This window comes from Streptomyces sp. NPDC055013 (genome assembly GCF_053608645.1).
Window position 1 is genome coordinate 1 of the sequence record NZ_JBSGVW010000049.1, and the last position, 25313, is coordinate 25313.

At 71.0% G+C, this 25313-nt stretch carries 24 protein-coding genes; 11 read left to right on the forward strand and 13 right to left on the reverse strand.

The window, feature by feature from the left end; all coding sequences use genetic code 11:
* Positions 1-180: 180 nt before the first annotated feature.
* Positions 181-2040, reverse strand: coding sequence for a prolyl oligopeptidase family serine peptidase (locus tag ACWGDB_RS37920; protein WP_453826614.1), 1860 nt, complete (start codon positions 2038-2040; stop codon positions 181-183).
* 70 nt (positions 2041-2110) lie between these two features.
* Here ACWGDB_RS37920 and ACWGDB_RS37925 point away from each other — a divergent pair, with 70 nt between their 5' ends.
* The 3 genes from ACWGDB_RS37925 to ACWGDB_RS37935 all read left to right on the forward strand — a co-directional run bounded on the left by ACWGDB_RS37925 (position 2111) and on the right by ACWGDB_RS37935 (position 4286).
* Positions 2111-2959, forward strand: a complete 849-nt coding sequence (locus ACWGDB_RS37925) for a class I SAM-dependent methyltransferase (protein WP_453826615.1) — start codon at positions 2111-2113, stop codon at positions 2957-2959.
* A 65-nt stretch (positions 2960-3024) separates the two neighbouring features.
* Positions 3025-3399 carry a nuclear transport factor 2 family protein gene (locus ACWGDB_RS37930; protein ID WP_453826616.1) on the forward strand — a complete coding sequence of 125 codons (375 nt, stop codon included), beginning with the start codon at positions 3025-3027 and terminating at the stop codon, positions 3397-3399.
* A gap of 44 nt (positions 3400-3443) precedes the next feature.
* The gene (locus ACWGDB_RS37935) at positions 3444-4286 is read left to right on the forward strand and encodes an SURF1 family protein (protein ID WP_453826617.1); all 843 of its coding nucleotides are present in this window, start codon (positions 3444-3446) and stop codon (positions 4284-4286) included.
* 79 nt (positions 4287-4365) lie between these two features.
* Here ACWGDB_RS37935 and ACWGDB_RS37940 read toward each other — a convergent pair whose 3' ends face one another.
* The 4 genes from ACWGDB_RS37940 to ACWGDB_RS37955 form a co-directional block, all read right to left on the reverse strand.
* On the reverse strand, positions 4366-5415 hold the full coding sequence (locus ACWGDB_RS37940) for a hypothetical protein (RefSeq protein WP_453826618.1): 1050 nt from the start codon (positions 5413-5415) through the stop codon (positions 4366-4368).
* An 83-nt stretch (positions 5416-5498) separates the two neighbouring features.
* On the reverse strand, positions 5499-6179 hold the full coding sequence (locus ACWGDB_RS37945) for a SigE family RNA polymerase sigma factor (RefSeq protein ID WP_453826619.1): 681 nt from the start codon (positions 6177-6179) through the stop codon (positions 5499-5501).
* A 445-nt stretch (positions 6180-6624) separates the two neighbouring features.
* The gene (locus ACWGDB_RS37950; protein WP_383615140.1) at positions 6625-7677 is read right to left on the reverse strand and encodes an aspartate-semialdehyde dehydrogenase; all 1053 of its coding nucleotides are present in this window, start codon (positions 7675-7677) and stop codon (positions 6625-6627) included.
* Complete coding sequence (locus ACWGDB_RS37955; RefSeq protein ID WP_453826620.1) at positions 7674-8951, reverse strand: aspartate kinase; 1278 nt, start codon at positions 8949-8951, stop codon at positions 7674-7676. Before ACWGDB_RS37955 ends, ACWGDB_RS37950 begins: the two co-directional genes overlap by 4 nt.
* Positions 8952-9229: 278 nt before the next feature.
* Between ACWGDB_RS37955 and ACWGDB_RS37960 the strand changes: the two genes are divergently transcribed.
* The 4 genes from ACWGDB_RS37960 to ACWGDB_RS37975 all read left to right on the forward strand — a co-directional run bounded on the left by ACWGDB_RS37960 (position 9230) and on the right by ACWGDB_RS37975 (position 13365).
* A complete protein-coding gene (locus ACWGDB_RS37960; protein ID WP_383629636.1) occupies positions 9230-10021 on the forward strand; it encodes a tRNA-dependent cyclodipeptide synthase in 792 nt (263 codons plus the stop codon).
* Positions 10011-11204, forward strand: a complete 1194-nt coding sequence (locus tag ACWGDB_RS37965; protein ID WP_453826621.1) for a cytochrome P450 — start codon at positions 10011-10013, stop codon at positions 11202-11204. Before ACWGDB_RS37960 ends, ACWGDB_RS37965 begins: the two co-directional genes overlap by 11 nt.
* A gap of 80 nt (positions 11205-11284) precedes the next feature.
* The gene (locus ACWGDB_RS37970; RefSeq protein WP_453826622.1) at positions 11285-11992 is read left to right on the forward strand and encodes a response regulator transcription factor; all 708 of its coding nucleotides are present in this window, start codon (positions 11285-11287) and stop codon (positions 11990-11992) included.
* Positions 11989-13365: a sensor histidine kinase gene (locus ACWGDB_RS37975; protein WP_453826623.1), complete on the forward strand. Its 1377-nt coding sequence runs from the start codon at positions 11989-11991 to the stop codon at positions 13363-13365. The genes ACWGDB_RS37970 and ACWGDB_RS37975 overlap by 4 nt, the downstream gene beginning before the upstream one ends.
* Here ACWGDB_RS37975 and ACWGDB_RS37980 read toward each other — a convergent pair.
* The 4 genes from ACWGDB_RS37980 to ACWGDB_RS37995 all read right to left on the reverse strand — a co-directional run bounded on the left by ACWGDB_RS37980 (position 13331) and on the right by ACWGDB_RS37995 (position 15862).
* A complete protein-coding gene (locus tag ACWGDB_RS37980) occupies positions 13331-13834 on the reverse strand; it encodes an SgcJ/EcaC family oxidoreductase (protein ID WP_453826624.1) in 504 nt (167 codons plus the stop codon). The two genes, ACWGDB_RS37975 and ACWGDB_RS37980, sit on opposite strands and share 35 nt — an antisense overlap.
* 333 nt (positions 13835-14167) lie before the next feature.
* Positions 14168-14827, reverse strand: a complete 660-nt coding sequence (locus ACWGDB_RS37985) for a DUF5063 domain-containing protein (RefSeq protein ID WP_453826625.1) — start codon at positions 14825-14827, stop codon at positions 14168-14170.
* Positions 14820-15419 (reverse strand): recombination mediator RecR, encoded by a 600-nt coding sequence (gene recR, locus ACWGDB_RS37990; protein WP_272114463.1) that lies wholly within the window; start codon positions 15417-15419, stop codon positions 14820-14822. Before recR ends, ACWGDB_RS37985 begins: the two co-directional genes overlap by 8 nt.
* Before the next feature lie 98 nt (positions 15420-15517).
* Positions 15518-15862, reverse strand: a complete 345-nt coding sequence (locus tag ACWGDB_RS37995; RefSeq protein ID WP_383615116.1) for a YbaB/EbfC family nucleoid-associated protein — start codon at positions 15860-15862, stop codon at positions 15518-15520.
* Positions 15863-16147: 285 nt separating this feature from the next.
* Between ACWGDB_RS37995 and ACWGDB_RS38000 the strand changes: the two genes are divergently transcribed.
* Entirely contained in the window at positions 16148-16900 is a 753-nt protein-coding gene (locus ACWGDB_RS38000) for an SLATT domain-containing protein (protein ID WP_453826626.1), read from the forward strand.
* 58 nt (positions 16901-16958) lie between these two features.
* Here the strand turns inward: ACWGDB_RS38000 and ACWGDB_RS38005 are convergent, their stop codons facing one another.
* From ACWGDB_RS38005 to ACWGDB_RS38020, 4 genes are all read right to left on the reverse strand, one after another.
* On the reverse strand, positions 16959-18512 hold the full coding sequence (locus ACWGDB_RS38005; RefSeq protein WP_453826627.1) for a PstS family phosphate ABC transporter substrate-binding protein: 1554 nt from the start codon (positions 18510-18512) through the stop codon (positions 16959-16961).
* A 150-nt stretch (positions 18513-18662) separates the two neighbouring features.
* Entirely contained in the window at positions 18663-20633 is a 1971-nt protein-coding gene (locus ACWGDB_RS38010; protein WP_453826628.1) for a protein kinase domain-containing protein, read from the reverse strand.
* Between the two features lie 89 nt (positions 20634-20722).
* Complete coding sequence (locus ACWGDB_RS38015; RefSeq protein WP_453826629.1) at positions 20723-21181, reverse strand: MarR family winged helix-turn-helix transcriptional regulator; 459 nt, start codon at positions 21179-21181, stop codon at positions 20723-20725.
* Positions 21178-21780, reverse strand: a complete 603-nt coding sequence (locus ACWGDB_RS38020) for a type 1 glutamine amidotransferase family protein (protein WP_453826630.1) — start codon at positions 21778-21780, stop codon at positions 21178-21180. The genes ACWGDB_RS38015 and ACWGDB_RS38020 overlap by 4 nt, the downstream gene beginning before the upstream one ends.
* Before the next feature lie 187 nt (positions 21781-21967).
* Between ACWGDB_RS38020 and ACWGDB_RS38025 the strand changes: the two genes are divergently transcribed.
* The 3 genes from ACWGDB_RS38025 (at position 21968) to ACWGDB_RS38035 (ending at position 25262) form a co-directional block, all read left to right on the forward strand.
* Positions 21968-23323, forward strand: a complete 1356-nt coding sequence (locus ACWGDB_RS38025) for an aminotransferase class III-fold pyridoxal phosphate-dependent enzyme (protein ID WP_453826631.1) — start codon at positions 21968-21970, stop codon at positions 23321-23323.
* Positions 23324-23630: 307 nt separating this feature from the next.
* A complete protein-coding gene (locus ACWGDB_RS38030; RefSeq protein WP_453826632.1) occupies positions 23631-24338 on the forward strand; it encodes a GntR family transcriptional regulator in 708 nt (235 codons plus the stop codon).
* Positions 24339-24611: 273 nt separating this feature from the next.
* On the forward strand, positions 24612-25262 hold the full coding sequence (locus ACWGDB_RS38035; RefSeq protein WP_453826633.1) for a hypothetical protein: 651 nt from the start codon (positions 24612-24614) through the stop codon (positions 25260-25262).
* Positions 25263-25313 lie beyond the last annotated feature (51 nt).

The window sequence follows — 25313 nt, forward strand, 5'->3', positions numbered from 1 at the left end:
GCCATCGGCCTGAACGGCCTCGTCCTCAAACGCCGGACGGGCTGAAATGCCGGGACCGGCGTCGAGAGGCACCGTCGGAGCTGAAATGTCCGGACCGGCGCCCAGAAGCACCGTCGGAGCTGAAATGCCCGGACCGGCGCCGAGAAGCACCGTCGCCACTCGTGCGCCGCCCCCTGCGGGTCAAACGCCAGGCCGGCCGGAAGGCCCCAAGTGCCTCTCCGCGAAGTCCAGTTCCAGGCGTACCTGCTTGATCCGCTCGTCCACCACCAGGGAACCGTGGCCCGCGTCGTACCGGTACACCTCGTGTACCGCCCCGCGGGTCTCCAGTCGCTTGACGTAGTTGTCGATCTGTCGGATCGGGCAGCGGGGGTCGTTCACGCCGGCGGCGATGTAGACCGGGGTCTTCACCTGGTCGACGTAGGTGAGGGGGGACGAGGCCTCGAAGCGTTCCGGGACCTCCTCCGGGGTGCCGCCCAGGAGGGTGCGGTCCATGGCCTTCAAGGCTTCCATCTCGTCGTGGTACGCCGTGACGTAGTCGGCGACGGGGACGTTCGCGATGCCCAGCGTCCAGGCGTCCGGCTGGGTGCCGATGCCGAGGAGGGTGAGGTAGCCGCCCCAGGAGCCGCCGGTCAGGATGAGGCGGGCGGGGTCGGCCAGGCCGGAGGTCACCGCCCATGCGCGGACCGCCGCGATGTCCTCCAGCTCGATCAGGCCCACCCGGTGCTTGAGCGCGTCCGTCCAAGCACGCCCATAGCCCGTGGAGCCTCGGTAGTTGACCCGCACCACCGCGTACCCGTGGTCCACCCAGACCGCCGGGCCCGCCGCGAAGGCGTCGCTGTCGTGCCAGGTCGGACCGCCGTGGATGTCGAAGACGGTGGGCAGGGGGCCCTCGGCGCCCGCGGGACGCTGGACCAGGGCGTGGATACGGCCGCCGGGCCCTTCCACCCACACGTCCTCCACCGGGACCGAGCCGGGGGACTTCAGGCCGGGCGGATCCAGCACCACCCGCCCCGTCGTCGACCGCACCGCCGACGGCTCCGCTGCCGACGACCACAGGTACTCCACGCTGCCGTCCGGACGGGCCGTCGCGCCGGACACGGAGCCCGCCGGGGTCGGGATCCGCTCCAGCTCACGCCGGTCCAGGTCGTACCGGAACAGCTCGCTGCGGGCCTCGAAGCTGTGCGCGATCAGCAGACCGGTCCCGTCGGGGTACCACTCGGCGCTGACGTCACCGGGCAGCTCCAGCGCGAGGTCCGTCTCCTCCCCCGTCGCCACGTCCCACACCAGCGGCTCCCAGCGGCCGCGCCTCTGGTGGCCGATGAGCAGGCGGGCGTCACCGTCCACCGGGGCGAAGCCCAGGACCTCCAGGCCCAGCTCCTGTGTGCCGCCCTTGGTGTCGTCGAGCTCGGCGACCGCCGAGCCGTCGGGGCGCAGGACACGCAGCGCGGAGTGCATCGCGTCGCCGTGCTCGGTGTGCTCGACGGCGATCAGCGTGCCGTCGTGCGAGAGGTCGCCGACGCCCGCGGACTCGCGGTGGCGGTAGATCTCCACCGGGGGCTCACCGGTGCGGGCCAGATAAACGGTCGTGCCGTCCTCGTCCGTCGAGCGGCCCACGATCGCCGAACGTCCGTCCCGGCCGAGGGCCAGGCCGGCCGGGTAGGACGGGTCCAGGCCCGGCGCCGCGAGCTCGTCCTCGCCGCCGGAGAACGGCTGGCGGCGCCAGACGCCGAACTCGTCGCCGTCCTTGTCGTCGAACCACCAGATCCACGCGCCGTCCGGGGTGAGCACGCCGTCCGTGGTGCCGTTCGGCCGGTCGGTCACCTGACGCTGCTCGCCCGTCGCGCGGTCCCAGGCGTACAGCTCGTACGTCCCTGTGGCGTTCGACACGAACAAGGAGCGGTCCGGGGCGTCCTCCGCCCAGTCCGGCAGCGACACCCGGGGGGCCCGGAAGCGCTTCTCCCAGTCCGGCATGCCCTTGCCAGGCATGTCCTTGTCCTGCATGTGGTGATCCCGCGAATCGGACCCGTGGCTCTCAGTCATGGCCCCATAGTGCCTGGCCCGGCCGACAATTCGCTGGCGAGGCCCCCAGCCTGTGGATAACTTCGCGACCATGCACCCCGCGATCCCCCCGGACTGGAACGAGGCCAACCGTGCCATGTGGGACGAACGCGTCCCGCTGCACGCCGCCGGAGCCTTCTACGACCTCGCCGGCTTCCGCGCCGGCGCCGACGCCCTGCGCGACTTCGAGCGGGCGGAGGTCGGGGACGTGACGGGCCGCACGCTGCTGCATCTGCAGTGCCACATGGGCCTGGACACCCTGTCCTGGGCGCGGCACGGCGCCGCCCGTGTCGTGGGCCTGGACTTCTCCGAACCGGCGGTGGAGACGGCCCGCTCGCTCGCCGCCGACCTGGGTTTCGGGCCCGACCGTGCCGCCTTCGTCGCGGCCGACGTGTACGACGCGGCGCAGGCGGTACCGGACCCCTCGTACGACATCGTCTACACCGGTGTGGGCGCCCTGTGCTGGCTGCCCGACATCCGCCGCTGGGCCGAGACGGCGGCCTCCCTCGTCGCGCCGGGCGGGTTCCTCTACCTCGCCGAGTTCCACCCCATCACCGAGGTCCTCGACGACGAGACGGGCTCCCGAATCGTCCGCGACTACTTCGACCGCGACGCCCAGGTGTACGACATCCCCGGCACCTACGGCTCGGACAGCACCGACACCGTCAGCAACCGCAGTGTCGAGTGGCAGCACCCCATCGGCGAGGTCGTGACCGCGCTCGCGGCGGCCGGGCTGCGGATCGAGTTCCTGCGCGAGCACGACGTCTCGCTGTTCCGCCGGTTCGAGTCCTTCGAGGAGCGCGACGGCTACTTCCGGTTCCCCACCGGGCGGCCGCGGGTTCCGCTGATGTATTCACTGCGGGCCCGCAAGGACCGACCGCCGAACCGACCTACGGGCTGACCGCTCGGTCATGGCGTTCGCGCAGGTCAGAGTCATTGTCAGTGGTGGGGTGCAGACTCCTTTCCATGACCGATCTGCGCAGGACAGTCGAGAGGTTCTGGGCCACCGCCGCGGCCCGGGAGTGGGACGCGTTCGCCGAGACGCTCGCCGAGGACGTCGTGTACACGCTGCCGCAGACACGCGAGCGCATCAGCGGGCGGGAGCGGTATGTGCGGTTCAACCGGGAGTATCCGGGGGACTGGCGGCTACGCGTCGAGCGCGTTGTCGCCGAGCCGGGACAGGTCGTGACCTGGATCCACGTCACGGTGGGGCTGGAGGAGATGTACGGCATCTCGTTCTTCACGGAGGACGGGAGCGGCCGCATATCCACGGTCACGGACTTCTGGCCGGAGCCGTACGAGCCGCCGGCGGGCCGCGAACACCTCGTCGAGCGGTACTGACCCCGCGGCCCGGCCCTCCGCCGGAGCCCCGTACCTTTGAGGGCGTGTACCGGTTTCTGCTGACGCCCCGTTGGTGGGGGATCAACGTCTTCGTGCTGCTCGCCATCCCCTTCTGCGTGTTCATGGGGTCGTGGCAGCTGAGCCGGTTCGAGGCGCGGGTGGAGGATCACCGCAGCGCCGGTGACCAGGCCGCGGAGAACAAGCAGGAGGCGGCCCGTCCGCTCGCCGAGCTGCTGCCCGTGGACAAGGCGACGGTGGGCAAGCAGGTCACCGCGAGCGGCCGGTACGGCAAGCAGCTGCTCGTGCCCGACCGTGAGCTGGACCGCAAGCAGGGTTACTACGTCCTGACGCTGCTGCACACCGACGACGGCAAGACCCTGCCGGTGGTACGGGGCTGGCGGCCGGGCGACGCCGACAGCGCCGCGCTCCCTGCCGCACCGTCCGGCGAGGTCACGGTCACCGGGGCGCTCCAGGCGTCCGAGGTGCCCGGCGAGAACGGCGTGCCCGCGCAGGGTGGCCTGCCGTCCGGCCAGACGGGGGCGATCAGCGCGGCGTCGCTGGTGAACCTGGTGCCGGACGACGTCTACGACGCCTGGGTCACCCTCAACAAGGCCGACTCCGGCATGAAGCCGGTCCCGGTGGCCGCCCCCAACGACACCGGGCTCGACCTCAAGGCGTTCCAGAACCTCGGCTACACCGGCGAGTGGTTCGTCTTCGCGGGCTTCGTGGTCTTCATGTGGTTCCGCCTGCTGCGCCGCGAGGCGGAGTTCGCACGGGACGCGGAACTGGGCCTGCTCCCTGAGGGGGAGACCGACGGGGACGAAGGGGACCGGGCCGATGCCGGGGGCACCGGCGAGGGCCCGACCCAGGAGAAGGCGAACGCCTAGGCGCACGCCGGGCGACAACGCCCGGTGGGCGGCGAAGGCGCCCGGAGCAGGCCGCGACAGCGGCGCTGCCGCCCGTGGCCTACGCGCCCGGCAGCAGGCCCGTCCAGTACACCGTGCCCGCGCAGGCGTTGGACACCGTCACCGAGGTGCTCGGGGCTCCGGCCTCCGGGGTATTGGTGACCGCGACGCTGCCGTCGGCCGTCGTGTCCTCCGTCAGCAGCTGGGTGGAGGTGCCGGTGTCGCCGCCCGTGGACGTGCCCTCGGTCGTGCCGGGGGTGCCCTCGGTGGGGGTCGGGTCCGGTGACGGGTCGGGGCCGCCGTTACCGCCGCCGTTGTTGTCACCCGTCGTGGGGCAGGTCGCCGAGGGGAGCCAGGCGAACTTGACCTCGTAGGAGGCGCCCGGCTTGAGGACGAGGGAGGCGTACTCCGTCGACGGGTCGGGCAGGCCGACCGCGGGGTCACCGGCGATGTGCCGGGCCGAGGTGACCTTCGTCGGGTCCGCGGCTCCCTGCGGAACCACACCGACCGTGCCGGGGCCGCTCACCGTGCACTCGGCGGTGGAGACGTTGCTGAAGCGGAAGGTGCCGTACACCGTGCCGGACGAGTCGGGCAGATCGGCGGACGAACCGGACAGGCCGAGCTGGTCCGAGGTGCACACGGCTATGCCGGCCGTGCTGGTCGCCAAGGGGTCGTCGGGCTTTCCGGAGCCGGTGCCGGGACCGGTGCCGGTGCCCTTGTCGTCTTCCTTCTCGCCGTCCTTGCCCGTGCCCTCGGTCCGGCCCGAGGTGCCGCCGGAGGTGCCCGCGCCGCCCTCCGTCTGCTTGCCCTCCCCGGCTCCGCCCTGCGCCTGCTCACCGTGGCCGGCGACGGACGGGTTGACGTCGGAGCCGGTCGAGTTGGAGACGTGCACCAGGGCCGGGACGGCGGTGCCGATGAAGAGCACCGCGGCCGCCGCGCCGACGAGCGCCTGCCGCTTGCGCGCCCGCCGTGCGGGGACCGCCCGCCGCAGATGGTCCAGCGTGCCGTCGCGCGGCTCGATCTCGTCCACTGCGGTGTGCAGCAGGCGGCGCAGTGCCAGCTCGTCCGAGTCGAACCCCTCGAGGCTCTGGTCGTCGGGGCCGTGGTTCACAGTTCCGTTCCCAGCGTGCGATTGCTTCGGCTGTTGCTTGTCCGGCCACCCTGCCGGGTCACGCCGGCCGTCATGGTCCTCGCTCATGCCGGCGCCTCCATCGCGACCCGCAGCGCCGCGATGCCGCGCGAGCCGTACGCCTTCACCGAGCCCAGCGAGATGCCGAGCGTCTCGGCGACCTGGGCCTCGGTCATGTCCGCGAAGTACCGCAGGACCAGCACCTCGCGCTGCCGGCGCTGCAGGCCCTTCATCGCCTTGATGAGGGAGTCGCGTTCGAGCTGGTCGTACGCCCCCTCCTCCGCGCTCGCCATGTCGGGCATCGGCTTGGACAGCAGCTTCAGGCCGAGTATGCGGCGGCGCAGGGCCGAGCGGGAGAGGTTCACGACGGTCTGGCGCAGGTACGCCAGCGTCTTCTCCGGGTCGCGCACCCGCTTGCGCGCGGAGTGGACGCGGATGAACGCCTCCTGGACGACGTCCTCGCAGGAGGCGGTGTCGTCGAGGAGGAGCGCCGCGAGACCCAGCAGCGAGCGGTAGTGCGCCCGGTAGGTCTCGGTGAGGTGGTCGACGGTCGTGCCGGCCGCCGCGCTGTCCTCGGCGAGATCGGCGCCGTCGCGCTGACTGGGGATGCGGGTGGGCCGCGCTGCGGGCATGGGCGCGATCACCGGCATGCCGCCGGGCGTGCCCATGCGGGGTCGGACGGGACGGCGGGGCGGCCGTAGGGCCGTACCGCGGGTCGCCGCGCTGAAGTCGAGAACCTCTGCCACGCCAGTTGGACACGCGTCCCCCCATGAGGGTTGTACGTGCCGGACGTCACGTTTGCGTCAGCCTCCGCAAGGGGCCCTCCGCCCACGGCAGCCGAACCTCCGGACCCCGCAGCCGGCCGTCTCGTGCCAGGCAGCACAACTGACCGTGCGTCAAACGCCCACATGCCTACCCGCTCTTCCCTTATGTCTTATATGTGAGCGGGCGTCCCCACGCCTGCTCATTGGCGTCCCCACGCCAGAAAAAAACGCGTCTCCACGCCCCATAAGGGCGACCGCAAAGACGCTCCCCGCCCTGCAAGCGGTTGCAAGAGCGGGGAGAAAAATCTTCAGCTGCCGCCGGGGCCCGGTTCAAGTGGTCCGGACCATCGATCAGCTCACACTTTTCACACAGATCCTACAAACGAATCGGCCCAGGCCCAGGAGTTTTCCGGTGCCACCGGGCGCCTCACGAAAACTCCGCCGCCACGAGCTCCGCGATCTGCGCGGTGTTGAGGGCCGCACCCTTGCGCAGATTGTCTCCGCAGACGAAGAGTTCGAGCGCCGTCGGATCGTCGAGCGCGCGCCGCACCCGGCCGACCCAGGTCGGATCCGTGCCGACCACATCGGCGGGCGTCGGGAACTCGCCGGCCTCCGGGTCGTCGTACAGCACGACCCCCGGTGCCGTCGCCAGGATCTCGCGCGCCTTGGCGACCGTGACCTCGCCCTCGAAGCGGGCGTGCAGGGTCAGCGAGTGCCCGGTCAGCACCGGCACCCGCACACAGGTCACCGCGACCGGCAGTTGCGGCAGCCCGAGGATCTTGCGGGACTCGTCCCGCACCTTCATCTCCTCCGACGACCAGCCGTCCTCGCGCAGCGACCCGGCCCACGGCACGACGTTCAGCGCGACCGGCTCCGGGAACGGCCCGGTGTTGTCGCCGACGGCCCGCCGTACGTCACCGGGGGCGGTCCCCAGTTCCGTACCCGCGACCAGGGACAGCTGCTGCCTGAGCGTCTGCACTCCGGCGCGCCCGGCTCCGCTCACCGCCTGGTACGAGGACACCACCAGGGAGCGCAGCCCGAACTCCGCGTGCAGCGCGCCCAGCGCCACGATCATGGAGAGGGTCGTGCAGTTGGGGTTGGCGACGATCCCGCGCGGCCGCATCCGGACCGCGTGCGGATTGACCTCGGGGACGACGAGGGGCACCTCCCGGTCCATACGGAAGGCGCCCGAGTTGTCCACCACCACCGCACCCTTGGCGGCGGCGACCGGCGCCCATCGGGCGGCCACCTCGTCGGGTACGTCGAACATCGCGACGTCGACCCCGGCGAAGGCCTCCTCGGTGAGCGCCACCACCTCGACCTCCTCGCCGCGCACGGCCAGCTTGCGGCCGGCCGAGCGCGGCGAGGCGATCAGACGGATCTCACCCCAGATGTCCGCACGCTGGGACAGGATCTGGAGCATGACCGAGCCCACGGCCCCGGTCGCTCCCACGACCGCGAGCGTCGGTCGTCGGGTCATCGCCCGGTGCCTCCGTACACGACAGCCTCGTCGCTGTCGGAGTCGAGCCCGAAGGCGGAGTGCACGGCGCGCACGGCCTCGTTGACGTCGTCGGCGCGGGTGACCACCGAGATACGGATCTCCGAGGTGGAGATCAGCTCGATGTTCACGCCGGCGTCGGACAGCGCCTTGAAGAAGTCGGCCGTGACACCGGGGTTGGTCTTCATGCCGGCGCCGACGAGGGAGATCTTGCCGATCTGGTCGTCGTAGCGCAGCGAGTCGAAGCCGATGCCGTGCTTGTTCTTCTCCAGGGCGTCGATGGCCTTGCGGCCCTCGGCCTTGGGGAGCGTGAAGGAGATGTCCGTCAGGCCCGTGGAGGCGGCGGACACGTTCTGCACGATCATGTCGATGTTGATCTCGGCGTCGGAGATCGTCCGGAAGATCGCGGCGGCCTCGCCCGGCTTGTCCGGCACACCGACGACCGTGACCTTGGCCTCGGAGGTGTCGTGCGCGACACCGGAGATGATGGCCTGCTCCACCTGCTTTACCCCTTGCTTGATCGGCTCGCTGCTGACCCACGTGCCCTGAAGTCCGCTGAAGCTGGACCGGACGTGGATCGGGATGTTGTACCGGCGGGCGTACTCCACACAGCGATGGAGCAGCACCTTCGAGCCGGACGCAGCCAGCTCCAGCATGTCCTCGAAGGAGATCCAGTCGATCTTCTTCGCCTTCTTGACCACGCGCGGGTCGGCGGTGAACACGCCGTCGACGTCGGTGTAGATCTCACACACCTCGGCGTCGAGCGCGGCGGCCAGCGCCACCGCGGTCGTGTCCGACCCGCCACGCCCCAGCGTGGTGATGTCCTTCTTGTCCTGGCTCACGCCCTGGAAACCGGCGACGATGGCGATGTTGCCCTCGTCCACCGAGGTGCGGATCCGGCCCGGCGTCACATCGATGATCCGGGCTTTGTTGTGGACCGAGTCGGTGATGACACCTGCCTGGCTGCCGGTGAACGACTGGGCCGAGTGGCCCAGGTTTTTGATCGCCATGGCCAGCAGGGCCATGGAGATCCGCTCTCCCGCGGTCAGCAGCATGTCGAGCTCGCGCCCGGCAGGGATCGGGGATACCTGCTCGGCGAGATCGATCAGCTCGTCCGTCGTGTCGCCCATCGCGGAAACCACGGCGACCACCTGGTGGCCGTTCTTCTTGGCTTCCACGATCCTCTTGGCGACGCGCTTGATGCCCTCGGCATCGGCTACGGAGGAGCCTCCGTACTTCTGCACGACAAGGCCCACGTGCGCTCCTCGCTCAGTCCGTGTGTGTCGGCTCAGTTTACCGAGCGTCCGAATTCGACCTTGGGGTTCCCAGATGGTGAGATTCGGACGCTCCGGGTTGGTGTCTGCCCGGCCGCGGGCAGGGCACTCCGGAAAGTGGGGCAGGTCACTACCGGCGGGGTACCGGCGTCAAGAGGGCATTGACGCTCTCCGTAGTCGAACGCTAACTTCGCGTCGTCGTCGCCACACCAGGAGCACACGGCTCCATCGGGACTTGCGACGCGAAGGACCCTCCTCCTTTGACGACTGCGACCGCTTCAGAGATCCAGCACGTCACTCCAGCCGCATCGGCACCCGCCACGGACCACCCGGACACGGATTCCCCGACCGGCCTTTTCAAGATCGAACCCTTCACGCCCCACTGCGAGGTCATCCGCGTCGCCGGTGACCACGCCGTCATCGGCGTCTCCCCCGGCAACAGCTATTTCTCCGCCGCCCGCGTCCACGACCTGGCCCGCTGGGGCCTCGCGCTCTTCGAGCGGGTGGACTTCGTCTACACCGACCTGTACGTGGCCGAGATGTACGCCGCGTCCGGCTATCCGCCCGAGGACGCGCGCCGCAAGGCGGTGAAAAACCTGCGCGGGGTACGGGCCAAGGTCCTGGGCGCCGTCCAGGCCGTCGATCCCGGCGGCACCCGCCTGTATGCCCACGCCATGTCCGACTTCCGCGGCAACGCCGCGTACCGCGAGATCCACGACCGGCTCCAGACCCGCCTCGCCACAGACGACGAGTTCCGCACGACCTGCGAGAAGCTCGTCGACACCTTCCTGGCCGGCAAGGCGGGACGCGCGAGTGACGCACAGCGCGAGGTCTGCCTGGCCTATGTCTGCGCCGAGGCCCCCCTCTTCCTGGACACCCCGGCCATCCTCGGCGTCCCCTCCTCCCTCAACTGCTACCACCAGCTCCTGCCGATGGCCGAGCTGCTCTACTCCCGCGGCGCCGGCCTGCGCGCCTCCCGCAACCAGGGGCACGCCATCGTGACGCCCGCCGAGGGGACCGACCCGGAGGAGACCGGCACCGATGTCCACTGAAACGCTCACCGCAATCGACTTCCCGTTCTCCTGGCGCGGCGACCAACTCCCCGCCGAGGTCGAGGAGCTGCGCACCGGCACGCCCGTGCGGCGGGTCCGCACCATCGCCGGCGACGAGGCCTGGCTCGTGTCGTCGTACGACCTGTGCAGGCAGGTCCTCGAAGACCCGCGGTTCAGCCTGAAGGACACCTCCGCCCCCGGCGTGCCCCGTCAGTACGCGCTGACGATCCCGCCCGAGGTCGTCAACAACATGGGGAACATCACCGGGGCCGGGCTGCGCAAGGCCGTACTGAAGGCGCTCAACCCGAAGAGCCCCGGCCTCGCCGAGTGGCTGCGGTCCTACGCCGCCGAACTCGTCGACGGGCTGGTCCGCGAGGGCGCCCCGGCGGATCTGCGCGGCGGTTTCGCCGACCCGTACTCGGCGGGCATGCACTGCCGCATCCTCGGCATCCCGCAGCAGGACGCGCCCCGGCTGATGCGCAGTCTGGACATCGCGTTCATGAACTCGGCCTGCCCGGTATCGGGGGCCCGGCTGAACTGGGACCGGGACATCGCGTACATGACCGAGCGGCTCGACGACCCGGCGACGACGGGTCTGATGGCCGAACTCGCCGCCCTGCGCGCGGACTCCGACTACGGCCACCTCACCGACGAGATGCTCGCGACGGTCGGGGTGACGATGTTCGGTGCGGGCGTCATCTCCACCTCGGGCTTCCTGACCATGGCGTTGGTGTCGCTGATCCAGCACCCGGACCTGCAGGCCGAGCTGATCGCACACCCCGACAGGATCCCCGCGGCCGTGGACGAGCTCCTGCGCATCAACCTGTCCATCGGCGACGGTCTGCCGAGGCTCGCGACCGAGGACGTACGGCTGGGCGATGTTCAGGTGAAGGCGGGCGAGCTGGTCCTCGTCCTCGTCGAGGGCGCGAACTTCGACCCGGCCGCCTTCCCCGACCCGTACACCGTCGACCTCACCCGCGAGAACAGCACCGCGCACCTCTCGTTCGGCGGCGGCCGGCACTACTGCCCCGCCACCGCCCTCGGCCGCAGGCACGCCGAGATCGCCCTGGAGACCCTGCTGGAGCGGATGCCGGACCTGCGCCTGGCGGTGCCGATCGAGCAGCTGGTGTGGCGGACCGGCTTCATGAAGCGGATTCCGGAGCGGCTGCCGATCATGTGGTGACAGCGTTTTTGCCCCCATATCGCCTGTTCACGGGCTCGGCGGCCGAACGTCTTTAAAGTTCAACCACTATGGTTCGCCCTGTGCGCGTACTTCTGGTGGAAGACGACGAACCGGTCGCCGAGTCGCTCCGGCGTGGACTCCTGCGGTACGGCTTCGAGGTGGCCTGGGTCACCACGGGCAGCGCGGCGCTGCGTCATGACGGCCCCTACGACGTCGTACTCCTCGATCTCGGCCTGCCCGACACCGACGGACTCGACGTCTGCAAGGCCCTGCGCGAGCGCGGCGACGTCCCGATCATCGTGATCAGCGCGCGCAGCGACGAGACGGACCGGGTGGTCGGGCTGGAACTCGGCGCGGACGACTACGTGTCCAAGCCGTTCGGGGTCCGCGAGGTCATCGCACGGATAAGGGCGGTGATGCGCCGCGCCCAGCCCCGTACGTCCGCCGAGACCGGCCCGGACCACTACGGCCCCCGCCTGACCGTCGACCGCAAGGCCGCCCGGGTCCGCCTGGACGGCGCGGAGGTGGCCCTCGCGCCCAAGGAGTACGACCTGCTGGCCTTCCTCACCGAGGAGCCCGGGGCGCTGATGTCGCGCGAGCAGATCATGGAGGCGGTCTGGGACGCGAACTGGTTCGGCCCGACGAAGACGCTGGACGTGCATGTGGCGGCGCTGCGGCGGAAGCTGACGGGGGCGATCACGATCGAGGCGGTGCGGGGGGTCGGGTTCCGGCTGGAGATCGTCAAGGGTGACGGGAGCGGGAGCAGCGGGGGCGACGGCACGTCATGATCCGTCAGCTCGTCCGCAGTTACGTCCTGCTCGTCGCGGTCGCCATCGCGCTGTTCACCGTGCCGGTGGCGTTCACGCTCACGGACCAGCTCCGGGACGACACCAAGGCGTCCGTCCTGCGCGAGGCCGACGCCATGGCCCTGCTGCTGGGCAACGACGAGAGCGCGGCGTGCGAGGCCCTGGAGGAGGTGGCCAACGCATACGAGGACGAGATCCAGGTGACCGCCACCGCGGACTGCGCCGCCGACCTGCCGCGGCCCACGGCGGACGAGGCACTGACCAGGGCCCTGCGATCGGGCGAGTCCTCGGTCGACTGGGGCTCCGACTTCATCTGGGGTGACCAGCTGGTCGTCACCGTCCCCGCGCACGAGGGAGCCACGGCCGGCGACAATGACAAGGGCCCGGTCGTCGGCGCCGTACGCATCCGGTACTCGACCGGCGAGATGACCGGCCGCCTGTGGCAGATCTGGGGCTTTCGCGCGGTCCTCGCCGTGCTCGTCCTGGGGGTGGCAGCCGTGATCGGCGTCGTGGTGGCGCGCCGCCTCACCCGTCCCCTGCGCCAACTCAACGACATGGCGAGCAAGTTCAGCGACGGCGATCTCACGGCCCGCTCCCCCGTCACCGGCCCGCAGGAGACCCAGACACTGGCCCGTACCCTCAATCAGGGCGCGGAACGCCTGGACACCCTGATCGCCTCGCAGCGCATCTTCGTCGCGGACGCCTCGCATCAACTCAGGACCCCTCTCACGGCGTTGCGGCTGTCGCTGGACAACATCGCGGACGGTGTGGACGACGAGTTCGTCAAGGAGGACGTGGAGCAGGCGACCGCGGAGGTCGTCCGGATGAGCCGCCTGGTGAGCGGCCTGCTGGTCCTGGCGCGGGCGGAGGCGAAGGTCACCGCGACGGAGCCGTTGGTCCTGGGGGACATCGTGCAGGAGAGGCTGGCGGTGTGGAGGCCGGCCGCCGACGAGCGCGGAGTCACCATCGCGCTCGGGGGGAGTGCCGACGGCCGGCTGCTCGTGCTGACCAGCCCCGGTCATTTGGAACAGGTGCTGGACAACGTGCTCTCGAACGCCCTGGAGGTGTCACCGGACGGCGGCACGATCACCGTCCGGGCGGAGCAGCGGGGCGACGAGGTGGTGCTGTCGGTGGACGACGAGGGTCCGGGCATGTCGGACACCGACAAGTCCCGTGCCTTCGACCGCTTCTGGCGCGGCAAGGGCCTGACCGGGCGCACGGGCTCGGGGCTCGGCCTCGCCGTCGTCAAGCAACTGGTGACCGACGACGGCGGGACGGTGGCCCTTCGCGACGCTCCCGGAGGCGGGCTGTCGGTGCGGATCAGCCTTCGGGCATCTTCGAGGAGTGGTGGTTGACGATGAGCCACTCACCGCCGCGCTTCTCGTACGCGTACGTGTAGCGGGCCTCGACGACGCTCTTCTCGCCGGTCCCGGGGTCGGTGAGCGTGAACTGGTAGGTGCCGGCGTCGATCGCGGAGTTGTTGTCGAGGACGTTGATGTGCGTCTCGATCTTCTTGCCGACGGGCTTGTTGGCGAGGAAGTGCTCGAAGTAGTCGACTATGGCGGCGTGGTCGGCGCGGACCTCGTTGGACACCGTGGGCAGCAGGACCGCGTCGCTCGCGTACAGGTCCGCGACCTTCTCCGGGTCTCCGGTCTGCAGCGTCCTGTTCCACTGGTCGAACAGGCCGGCTATCTGCTTCTTGCCGGGCTTCCCGTCACCCCATCCGGGCCCGGCGACCGCGGCACCGGCGGCGACGGTACCGACGGCGACAACGGCGGTGACGGTGACAATGGCTACGCGCTTGCTGAGGGAATGACGAGTCATCGCATCTCCAGGATCTGGTGGAAGTGACTCCACATTCACCTGGCGCCGGTTAGGGCCCGTGCAGCGGACGTACATGCCCGGGACAACACGTCTCCAATTCACCCTGCGCGCCCGCGCAATCACACGGTGGCAGCCTTCCTGCGGCCGCGCCCGCGCGCCAACTCGGCCCCGGCGCCGAGCGATACGACGCCCATGCCGACGGCGGTCATGACGCCCTGAATCAACGATCCCGTGTCCCGAGATCAGCCACGAGGGAGTGCGCTCCCGAAGGGGAGGTGGAGCGGGCTGCACCCCGGCCGGCGCGTGGAACCCGCGTCACACCCGGCAGAGCACCTACTTCGTCGGGCGCAGCCCCAGCGGCTCCACGATCTCCTGCTCCATCACCTTGCCGGCCTCGAACTCCAGGGTCTCGTCGCCCATGCCCTGGTCGGTGTCCAGGCCGTCCAGCTCCGCCAGCGGCTGGTCCAGGCGGACGTGTGCGAGGACCGAGTGCAGGGCGCGCAGGGTCGCCGACGCCGTCGAGCCCCAGTTGGAGAAGTAGGAGAACTGCCACCACCACAGGGCCTCGGTGGTGCGGCCCGCCCGGTAGTGGGCCATGCCGTGGCGCAGGTCGGTGATGACGTCGGTCAGGTCGTCGGAGATCCGGGCCGGGACCGGCGCCTTGCGGGGCTCGTAGGGGTCGAAGACCTCGGAGTAGACGTCGACCGGGTCCAGCAGACGGGCGAGGTTCTCGCGGAGCTCGTCCACGTCTGCCTCCGGGCCCAGGTCGGGCTCGTAGCGCTCGTCTGGGACGATGTCCTCGTGGGCGCCCAGACGGCCGCCGGCCAGGAGGAGTTGGGAGACCTCCAGGAGGAGGAAGGGCACGGTCGAGCCAGGCTCGTCGCCCTTCGCGACCTCCGTGACGGCGACCAGGAAGCTCTCGATCTGGTCCGAGATCTGGACCGCGAAGTCGTCCGGGTTCTGCTCGGTCGCGTGCAGCGTGGCGTCAGACATCTAGGAGTCGTCTCCCCTCGAAGGCGCGGCCGAGGGTGACCTCGTCCGCGTATTCCAGGTCGCCACCCACCGGGAGGCCGCTGGCCAGGCGGGTGACCTTCAGGCCCATGGGCTTGATCATGCGGGCGAGGTACGTGGCCGTGGCCTCGCCTTCCAGATTCGGGTCCGTGGCCAGGATCAGCTCCGTGACCGTCCCGTCGGCCAACCTCGCGAGAAGTTCTCGTATACGCAGGTCGTCCGGACCGACACCCTCGATCGGACTGATCGCGCCGCCGAGGACGTGGTAGCGGCCGCGGAACTCACGGGTCCGCTCGATCGCCACGACGTCCTTCGGCTCCTCGACCACGCAGATCACCGCCGGGTCGCGGCGCGCGTCCCGGCAGATGTTGCACAGCTCTTCCTGCGCGACGTTCCCGCACGTCGCGCAGAAGCGGACCTTCGCCTTGACCTCCATCAGGGCCTGTGCGAGGCGCCGTACGTCCGTCGGTTCCGCCTGCAGGATGTGGAAGGCGATCCGCTGCGCGCTCTTGGGACCGACGCCGGGCAGCCGCCCCAGCTCGTCGATGAGGTCCTGGACCACGCCTTCGTACAACGGACTGCCGTCCTTCCTGGGTCCTGCGGTTCCTTACGGTACGTACGGTAGTTGGCGTCGGCCCGTCTTAGAAGGCAAGCCGGACAACGCCCGCGGCGTCAGAAGGGCAGGCCGGGGATGCCGCTGCCGCCGCCAAGGCCCTGGGCCAGCGGGCCGAGCTTCTGCTGCTGGAGCGCCTGCGCGTTCTCGTTGGCCGCCTGTACGGCCGCGATGACCAGGTCGGCGAGGGTCTCGGTGTCCTCCGGGTCCACCGCCTTCGGGTCGATCTTGAGCCCCCGAAGCTCGCCGGAACCCGTCACGGTGGCCTTCACCAGGCCGCCGCCCGCCTGCCCCTCGACCTCCGTCTGAGCCAGTTCCTCCTGCGCCCTTGCCAGGTCCTGCTGCATCTTCTGGGCCTGCTGGAGCAGCTGCTGCATGTTGGGCTGGCCACCACCGGGGATCACGATCAGCTCCTTGCCTCTCTACGGCTTTCCCGTTCAGCACGAGCCTACGTGGTCCGGGCAGCCGTCGCCCCGGCACTCTTTCGAGTGAGAGGAACTGGAGTCCTATACCTGATCAAGACCCCCTTCCGGGCGGAAAAGAGGCGAAAGGCATCTCTTCGCCACCCATTGGGCGGTAGGAAGGGTCCGGCGCGTCAGCCTCAGGTGTTGCGTGACGTTCCGTGCGCCGCGGTGGTCGTACCCGGGACGCACGTGAGGTCACACACCGTGATCAGTAGGGAGTGCCGGGTGGTTCAGCCGGAGATGCAGCCCGACAGGTCGCCACAGGACGGGCGGGGCGGCGAAGGGGCGGCCGGACTGCGGCCGGGCGATCTGACGGGTCGGACCTTTCCGCTCGGGGACTGGGGAGAGCCGGCGGTGCGGTTGGACGAGCTGTACCGGTGGGTGGAGCGGGGGGCGCTGAACACCGCCGCGTGGTATCTCGCGGACCGGGTGTGGAAGCGGCGGGGGGCTCGCGCGTTGCGGGGTGGCGCGGCGTCCGGGGCGGTGGTGGGCGCCGCGTTGCCGTTGCTGGATGTGACGGGGGCGGTGAGCGGGACGGCTCCCTGGGGGTATCTGGCGCTGCTGCTGGCGGTGGCGTGTGTCGCGGCCGACCGGTTCTTCGGGTTGACGTCCGGATGGATAAGGGACGTCGCCACGGCCCAGGCGGTGCAGCGGCGGCTTCAGGCGCTGCAGTTCGACTGGGCGACGGAAAGTGTGCGGGAGGTTCTGGGGCCGGCCGAGGGGACGGCGAGTGAGGCTGCCGAGCGGTGTCTGGGGGTGCTGCGGCGGTTCTGCGAGGACGTGACGGAGCTGGTCCGCGCGGAGACGGCCGACTGGATGGTGGAGTTCCGGACGGGGTCCGCGCCCCTGGGCATCCATGCCGCGCTGGCCGGGGGCACCCGCCAGGACACGGGCACGGCCCTGGGCCGCTTCCCCGCCGCCCCGACGAACGGCACCCGCCCCAACATGCCCCGCCAACGCCCCCCGGAGATCCGGTGACGCACCCCCCGGCGAGCGGCATCGGGCCGCCGCGGGCACGCCGCCCGACCGCCGGAGGTCACTCGCACAGGCTCATCGCCTGCCGGCACGGCACATGCCCCTTGTCCCGGATCGCCTGCCGGCTCGTCTCCTCGTCGAGGTAGGCGAGGAAGCTGGCGGCGAGGGTCCCGTTGCGTGGGCTGCCGTAGGTGTAGGCGTATTCGACGTCGCGATACGGATACGTGCTGCCGTTGGTCTCGATCTCGTCGATGTCGGCCTGCTTGCCGTCCAGCGGCACCCTGGCCACGCCGTCCCTCTCGGCGGCCCTGGCGAGGGCGAGCTCGCTGTAGCCGATGGCGCCGCGCGCCGCCGCGACCTTCTCCAGCACGTCGCCGGTGGAGGCGAGTTCACAGCGCACGACGACCGAGGGGTTCTCCCGGCAGTCCAGGGAGGTGCTGGGCGCGCTCTCCCACCGCCCGTCCAGCACCCGCTCCTGGAAGATCTGCCGGGTCCCGGAGTTGTCCCCCCGGCTGACGAGGACGACGGGCAGGTCGGCGAGGGCGCGGTACTTCGTCTCCCGCTCCGCCTCGGTCATCAGCTGCCCCCAGCGTGTGTACGTCCCCGCGTACAGCTCCCGCACCTGCCGCACCGACAACCCCGCCGCCGCGAACGCGTTCCCTTCGTTGGCGACCAGCGTGTACGCCGACAGCGCGATCTTCTTCCCCCGCAGCCCCAGCCGCTCCCCGGACGGCCCGTCCGAGAAGGCGATCACGGAACGCGCGCTGTCCTTCGACCGGCCTGCCAGCGCGTCGAGTTCGACGACACCGAGCTCGCTGCCGCGCGCCTCGACCGTGATGTCGGCGCCCTGGCACTTGCCCTCGTAGTCCTTCGCGAGCGTCTCGATCACCGGCGCGAACGCGGTCGAGCCGGTGACCGTCAGCGCACCCCGCTCGCACTCGATCGGGTTGCCGTCCCGGAAGACGACGATGCCGGCGAGCACCAGCACGGACACCGTGAGCAGGGCGGTGAACACCCGTGCCGGAAGGCTGAAGACGTTCTCCTTCTCGTCCGGGGTGGCGCTGCGGTTGGGGTGCACCTCGCCTTCCCGGATTCCGCCGTACAGCCGTATCTCGCGCCCGACGTCACCGCCGGAGAGCAGCACGAGCAGCTTGAAGTAGTCGCCGCGGTTGAGCGGCACCCGCGGGATACGCAGCCGGTTCCCCTCGTACCCGAAGCCGCGGTCGGCGCTGAAGTGGTCCATGATGTGGTCGATGTCGGTCGGCTGCGTGACCGAGACACCGCGAATGGTGCGGTCGGTGAACACCGCGGTCAGCCCGTGCCGTTCGGGGCTCGTGTAGTCGTCGCGGTCGATGGTCTGCGAGCCGTCGTTCTCGATGCGCAGCAGGACCAGCGTGGCGTCGACCATGCCCGGCGCCTCGTCGAACAGGCCCAGACGCCGGTTCTCCCGGCCCGAGCGCACGTCGTCGCCGATCGCGTTGTCCATCTGGACGCGGTAGCCGATCCGTTTGCGGCGCGGCACCCGGCGCTCGTACCAGACCATGACACCGGACGCGACGACGCCGATGGCCGCCGTCCCGATGGCCACGACGTTCTCTGCGCTCAGCCACTCCATGTGGGTGCCCCCGCTACTCCCCGGAGTCGGATGGTGGGGTCACCGTACGCGCGCACAGGGGAACAAACGGCCGAATCCTGGGGAAGTTCGCGGTTTGTTCAACCAGCTCACAGGAAAGGGGCGTTCACCGGAATCGCGCCGCCGTTCCTCCTACTGCTTCCGGTACGTCAGTTTCTCGCCGCTGCTCGTGTTCACCCGCTCCAGCCTGCCGTCCGGCAGCAGCGTGATCCGGGTGGCGTCGCCCGGCGAACAGGAGGTGGCGGGCTCGCCGGCCGTCACGGTGGACGGGCCCAGCGCCAACGGGCCGTCCCCGACCGGCGCCTGGGTCAGGTCCGCCTCGAACTCGCAGTGGTAGGTGCCGGTTCCGGCGGGACCGTCGGCGACGAGGGAGAGAACCGTGTCGCCCACCTCGCCCTGCCGGATGGTCAGCCGCCGGGTGTTCGCGCCGCCCGCGTTGTCGATCGAGGCCGTCCAGGTGCCCAGGTACCCGGCCGGGATCACACCGTCCCCCGGTGCCGAGGCGGTCGGGCTCGGGGACGGGGTGGGGCCGGCGGTCGGGTCGTCGCCCCCGGAGCCGGTCGTGTCGGTCGTGACGGTCGGGGAAACGCTCGGATCACCGCCGGCCCCGTTCCCACCGCCGCCGTTCATCAGGCCGTACACCGAACCACCGGCGGCGAGCGCGACGACCAGCGCGATGAGAACGAGGGCCACCGTGGAACGACCGCTCCGGCGGGGCCCCTCGGGTGCAGCCCCGGGGATGTACGGCATGGGTGCGTCGTACGGCGGGGTGGCCCCGTACGACGGGCCGTGACCGTACGGCGGGTTCGGGCCGTACGAGGGTGTGGCGCCGTACGAGGGGGGCGAGCCGTAGGGCGAGTGCGGGCCGGGCTCCGGGTGGCCGTACGCCGGCTGCTGCGGGTGTTGCTGCGGGGAGCCGTAGGCCGGGTGGGCCGGGGTGCCGCCGGGTGCGGCGGCGTCTCCGAAGGCGCCGCCGGGCGGGGCACCGGGCTCCGGCGGCGGGCCGATCCGGGTCGCGGCCGCGGTCGGGAGCTGGTCCGGCGGGATGGCACCGGCGGCCGGGGCGTGCTCGGGCGAGGCCGCGGGGGTCGGCTCCCCGGAGCCACCCTCCGCCGGGCCGGGACGCGCAGGCCCGTCCGGACCTCCGGGCCGCGCGGATCCCTCCGCTCCTCCCGGCCCCACCGGATCCTCCGTGTCCAGCAGCCGCACCGCATGCCGCCCCAGCTGCGCCACCAGCGCACTCGGCAGCCACGGGTCCCGGGACCGCCCTCCGGAGACGGTGTCCTCCGCCCCGGTGCGCTCCAGGATCCGGTCCAGCGTCGGCCGGGCGCCCGGATCCTTGCGCAGGCAGTCCCGCACCAGCTCGGCGATCCCCTCGGGCACCCCCTCCAGGTCGGGTTCCTCCTGGGCGATGCGGAACATCAGAGCGTGCGCGCCGCTGTCGACGGAGCCGAAGGGGAGCCTGCCGGTGGCGGCGTACGAGAGCACCGAGCCCAGGCAGAACACGTCGCACGCCGGCGTGATCCGGTCGCCGCGCACCTGCTCGGGTGCCATGAACCCCGGCGACCCGACGAGCGCGCCGGTGCGGGTGAGCCCGCTCTCGCCGCCCACCGTCTCCAGCGCCCGTGCGATCCCGAAGTCGATGACGCGGGGCCCGTCGATGGTGACCAGCACATTGGACGGTTTCAGATCCCGGTGCACTATCCCCGCGGCATGGATGTCCTTGAGGGCATGCGCCAGCCCGGCCGTCAGGATCCGCACCGAGCGCTCGGGCAGGGCCCCGTGGTCACGCCCGACGACGCGCTGCAGGCTGGGCCCGGCGACATACCCGGTGGCGACCCAGGGCACCTCGGCCTCGGTGTCCGCGTCCAGCACCGGCGCGGTCCAGAACCCGCCGACCTGCCGCGCGGCCTGCACCTCCTGCCGGAACCGGGCCCGGAACTCCTCCTGGGCGGCCAGTTCCCGCCGTACGAGTTTCACGGCGACGGTACGACCGCGGTCCGAGCGGGCGAGATACACGTCCCCCATGCCGCCCGCCCCCAGCCGCGCCAGCAGCCGATAAGCCCCGATCCGCTGCGGATCACCCGACCCCAGCTTCTCCATCGCACGCCCCCAACCCCACCCACGCAAGCCCCCGCCTACGCGACGGCCCCACGATAGTGCGGCATACCGGGAGGTGAGAGGGGCGGCGTCTACGGTTCCGTAACAGGAGCGCCGATCCCGTCAAGAACCTTCGACAACCGTTCCAGAACCCGTACGGCCTCGGCGAGCTCCGCGTCCCCGAAGGCGTCGGCCAGCCGGTCCGCGAGGGCGGCGTGCCCGGGGTCGATCCTGGAGATCGCCGTGCGCCCCTCCTCGGTCGGCGCGAGCAGCTTCGCCCGGCGGTGCGCGGGGTTCGGCCGGTACTCGGCGAGCCCCTTCTCCACCAGCAGATCGGCGATGCGCTGCACGCTCTGCCGGGTGATGCCCATGGCGCGGGCGACGCCGGCGACGGGCAGGGGTTCGACGAGCACCGCGCCCAGCACCTGCCACCACGCCGCCGTCAGCCCGGCCGGCCGGGCCAGTTCCTCCGCCACCGCGAGGAACTGGCCGTTGAGCCGGAAGACACCGAGCGCGCTACGGCTGAGCAGGTCCTGGCGTTCCCGGCTCACAGCACCCCGGCCTTCTCGAGCACCGCGTACGCCTCGGCGTCGGAGTGGTGGAACAGGCGGTACCAGGCGTCGACGGCCTCGTTGTCGTACACCTTCAGCAGCCGCAGGATCTCCCGGGCGAAGGCGACGGGTTCGGTCGGGCCGGCGGTGACGAGCCCGCCGTCGGTGACGGCGTCGGCCTCGACATACCGCTCGCCGCCGCCGTAGCCGGTCGCGGCCAGGTAGAAGGAGATCGCGCTGGTGTGGTCCCGGTCGTCGAGCAGCCCCTCGCGCGCCATCCCGGCCGTCGCCCCGCAGATCGCCGCGACGGGGACGCCCGCGTCGAGGAACTCCCGCGCCTTGCGGGCGAACGGGGCGAGCTCGTCGCCCGTGTCCCAGAGGTCGGCGCCCGGCAGGATCAGCAAGGCCGCGTCGGACGGCCGGACGTCCTCTAGGGCCAGGTCGGGCTGGATGCGCAGGCCGCCGACGGTCTTGACGGGTTCCCGGGTCGGGCCGACGGTACGGATCTCGTATCCGGCGCGGGCGAGCTGCGCGGTGGCGTGGCCCGGCTCCCAGTCGGCCAGGGTGTTGTAGACGGCGAGGTATACGGGCTTGCTCATGGCTCCTCCTGGAGACCTCGAAGATGACAACATCCTGTCACTTAGACAGCCTACTGTCAATACGCGGGAGGACGCACGGGAGGGGGCACGGGCCGCGCGGGGCGTCGACAACCTGTCGCGGAAACCGACCGACCGCAGACAGGACGCCGATATCGCGCCGGAAGGGCCCACCCGTACGCTCGGGCGCATGACCCCTCAGCCAAATCCCGAGGTCGGCGCCGCTGTGAAGGCCGCGGACCGTGCGCATGTCTTTCACTCCTGGTCCGCTCAGGAACTCATCGACCCGCTCGCCGTCGCCGGTGCGGAGGGGTCGTACTTCTGGGACTACGACGGCAAGCGCTACCTCGACTTCACCAGCGGGCTCGTCTACACGAACATCGGCTACCAGCACCCGAAGGTCGTCGCCGCGATACAGGAGCAGGCCGCACACCTGACCACCTTCGCGCCCGCCTTCGCCGTCGAGTCCCGGTCCGAGGCGGCGCGGCTGATCGCCGAGCGGACGCCGGGCGACCTGGACAAGATCTTCTTCACCAACGGCGGCGCGGACGCCGTGGAGCACGCCGTACGGATGGCCCGGCTGCACACCGGGCGGCCGAAGGTGATGTCGGCGTACCGGTCGTACCACGGCGGTACGCAGCAGGCCGTGAACATCACCGGCGACCCGCGCCGCTGGGCCTCCGACAGCGCCGCGGCCGGTGTCGTGCGCTTCTGGGCGCCCTTCCTCTACCGGTCCCGCTTCTACGCCGAGACCGAGGAGCAGGAGTGCGCCCGGGCGCTGGAGCACCTGGAGACGACGATCGCCTTCGAGGGCCCGTCGACCGTCGCCGCGATCATCCTGGAGACGGTTCCCGGGACGGCCGGGATCATGATTCCGCCGGCCGGCTACCTGGCGGGCGTCCGCGAGATCTGCGACAAGTACGGCATCGTCTTCATCCTGGACGAGGTCATGGCCGGGTTCGGGCGGACCGGCGAGTGGTTCGCGGCGGACCTGTTCGACGTCACCCCCGACCTGATGACCTTCGCCAAGGGCGTGAACTCCGGGTACGTGCCGCTGGGCGGCGTGGCCATCTCCGGGGCGATCGCCGAGACCTTCGCGAAGCGGCCGTACCCCGGCGGTTTGACCTACTCCGGGCACCCGCTGGCCTGCGCGGCCGCCGTCGCGACGATCAACGTCATGGCCGAGGAGGGCGTCGTCGAGAACGCCGCCCGGCTCGGCTCCGAGGTGGTCGGACCCGCACTGCGTGAGCTGGCCGAGCGTCACCCCTCCGTCGGCGAGGTCCGCGGCGTCGGCATGTTCTGGGCGCTCGAACTGGTCAAGAACCGGGAGACCCGCGAGCCGCTGGTCCCGTACAACGCGGCGGGCGAGGCGAACGCCCCCATGGCCGCGTTCGGCTCCGCCGCGAAGGCGGGCGGCATCTGGCCCTTCATGAACATGAACCGCACCCACGTCGTCCCGCCCTGCAACGTGACCGAGGCGGAACTGAAGGAGGGCCTCGCGGCGCTGGACGCTGCGCTGGCTGTGGCGGACGGGTACGTGGAGTAGACGTCGAGAGGGTCTGCCCACCCACAGGCGACCGCGCCCCTCAAGGCCGGTCCAGGCAAATTCAGCCCGTCCGGCGTTTGAGGACGAGGCCGTTCAGGCCGACAGCGGGGGTCTGGGGGCGGCAGCCCCCAGGTACCGGGGTCGAAGGGGCGGATCCCCCTGGAGGACGGGACGGGTAGGGGCGGCGGGGGCGAAGAAATACGTGCCGTCGCGGGAATCTCGCCCGGAAGCCGAACGCGTAAGGTGGCGTGCTCGTAGACATACATGCGCACGCCACCTCATCGCGACGACGGGAGACGCCCTCACCATGCCCGGCACCGGCACCGGCGGCAACGGCTCCGTGACCCGCAGCACCCTGCGGCAGCAGATCGCGGACGCCCTGCGCGACGAGGTACTGTCCGGGCGGCTGCAGGCAGGCCGGGAGTTCACGGTCAAGGAGATCGCCGACCAGTACGGCGTCTCCGCGACCCCGGTCCGCGAGGCACTCGTCGACCTCTCCGCGCAGGGCCTCCTGGAGGCCGACCAGCACCGCGGCTTCCGCGTGCACGAGTACTCCGTGGAGGACTACCGCGGCATCATCGAGGCCCGCGGCCTGGTCATCGACGGCATGTTCCAGGTGCTGGCCAGCGACCCGGCAGGCCACCGCGACCCCGACGACCCGCGCGTCCTCGCCGCCGCCGTCGGGGTACGCCGCCGCGCCGAGGAGGCGCAGCGCGCCGCCACCGCAGGCGACCTCACCGTCCTCATCGGCTACGACCTGCGCTTCTGGCGCGAACTCGGCGCCCTCTTCGGGAACCCGTACCTCTCCGACTTCCTGCACCGGCTGCGTGTGCAGTCCTGGGTCTGCGCGGTCCAGCATCTGCGCCGCATCGACGATCTGCGCGGCCATCTGTGGTCCCGGCACACCGAACTGGTCGACGCCCTGATGCGCCGCGACCTGTCCACGGCCCAGTCGATCATCGCCGACCACGACGCGAACGCGCTCGCCCTGATCGAGCGACTGGCGGCCGGATGACCCACGAGCGGGCGCTGCGACAGGCCCCCGACGTGCCGGCGACCCCCGACCTGCAGAACCCCCCCGACGTGCGCTGCGTGAGGCCGTGGAGAAGCTGGTGGGCGGTCCGGGGAGGTGGGTGGACGGAGTGTGGGTATGGGACCTGCACGAGCGCGGACTTGCATGAGGGGGTCCGCCCCGGACCCGCACCGATTACCCTGCCCTGACCACCGTGCTACCCACTGTGCTACGCCTTTGCCACGCCGTGTGACCGCTGATGTGAGGAGCCCTCTTTTGGCCTGTGACCTGTGGCTGGTACCGCTCGTCGACGTGTTGTGCCACACCCCTGACAACCCGTTCGCCGAAGAACTCGCGCAATACAACAAGGTGCTGACCGAGGCCGGGTTGCCGCCGGTGCCGGTGTACCAGTACATGCCGGGCCTGTCCGGCGACGTCGCCCCGGTCGCCGGCTTCGACTACGACGCCCTGCACTTCCTGCGCCGCGCGTATCTGCTCCAGGTCTGCGGCCTCCCGGTGACCCCGGTCGACGACCTGGGCGGCGACTACGAACAGCTCCTGGAGATGTTCGAGACGACGGCCCAGCAGTCACACCTGGTCTGGCACTACGACCACGCGGGCGCCTACGTCCCCGTGGACTTCCCGAACCCGCTCGCCAACGACGAACTCCTGGCGGGCGGCGGCCCCCTGGGTTCCGCCCAGGCGCTCCTGCGCGAGCTGGAGTTCGTGGCCCAGGTCATCGGCATCGACCCGGCCAACCCCCCGGCGTCGCCGCAACCCCCGCTCTCCCCCACGTCCTTGGAGGAGCCGGCGGTCCCCGCCCCCTACGACCCGAGCCCCTTCGCCCGCGAACGGCACGTGTGGCTGGGACTGCACGCGGCGGCGACGCGGAGTCTGGCGCAGGGGTCGATGATCGTCTTCAGCTGACCGGCTCCAGCCGGGAGAGTCCCTGCCACGGCTCCGGGGCCGGGCGGGGCG

What these genes read in the sequence shown, in the direction of transcription:
- ACWGDB_RS37920 (WP_453826614.1), bottom strand. Translation starts at nt 2,040, where the DNA reads ATGACTGAGAGCCACGGGTCCGATTCGCGGGATCACCACATGCAGGAC.
- ACWGDB_RS37925 (WP_453826615.1), top strand. Translation starts at nt 2,111, where the DNA reads ATGCACCCCGCGATCCCCCCGGACTGGAACGAGGCCAACCGTGCCATG.
- ACWGDB_RS37930 (WP_453826616.1), top strand. Translation starts at nt 3,025, where the DNA reads ATGACCGATCTGCGCAGGACAGTCGAGAGGTTCTGGGCCACCGCCGCG.
- ACWGDB_RS37950 (WP_383615140.1), bottom strand. Translation starts at nt 7,677, where the DNA reads ATGACCCGACGACCGACGCTCGCGGTCGTGGGAGCGACCGGGGCCGTG.
- ACWGDB_RS37965 (WP_453826621.1), top strand. Translation starts at nt 10,011, where the DNA reads ATGTCCACTGAAACGCTCACCGCAATCGACTTCCCGTTCTCCTGGCGC.
- ACWGDB_RS37975 (WP_453826623.1), top strand. Translation starts at nt 11,989, where the DNA reads ATGATCCGTCAGCTCGTCCGCAGTTACGTCCTGCTCGTCGCGGTCGCC.
- ACWGDB_RS37980 (WP_453826624.1), bottom strand. Translation starts at nt 13,834, where the DNA reads ATGACTCGTCATTCCCTCAGCAAGCGCGTAGCCATTGTCACCGTCACC.
- ACWGDB_RS37985 (WP_453826625.1), bottom strand. Translation starts at nt 14,827, where the DNA reads ATGTCTGACGCCACGCTGCACGCGACCGAGCAGAACCCGGACGACTTC.
- ACWGDB_RS38005 (WP_453826627.1), bottom strand. Translation starts at nt 18,512, where the DNA reads ATGGAGTGGCTGAGCGCAGAGAACGTCGTGGCCATCGGGACGGCGGCC.
- ACWGDB_RS38010 (WP_453826628.1), bottom strand. Translation starts at nt 20,633, where the DNA reads ATGGAGAAGCTGGGGTCGGGTGATCCGCAGCGGATCGGGGCTTATCGG.
- ACWGDB_RS38020 (WP_453826630.1), bottom strand. Translation starts at nt 21,780, where the DNA reads ATGAGCAAGCCCGTATACCTCGCCGTCTACAACACCCTGGCCGACTGG.
- ACWGDB_RS38025 (WP_453826631.1), top strand. Translation starts at nt 21,968, where the DNA reads ATGACCCCTCAGCCAAATCCCGAGGTCGGCGCCGCTGTGAAGGCCGCG.
- ACWGDB_RS38030 (WP_453826632.1), top strand. Translation starts at nt 23,631, where the DNA reads ATGCCCGGCACCGGCACCGGCGGCAACGGCTCCGTGACCCGCAGCACC.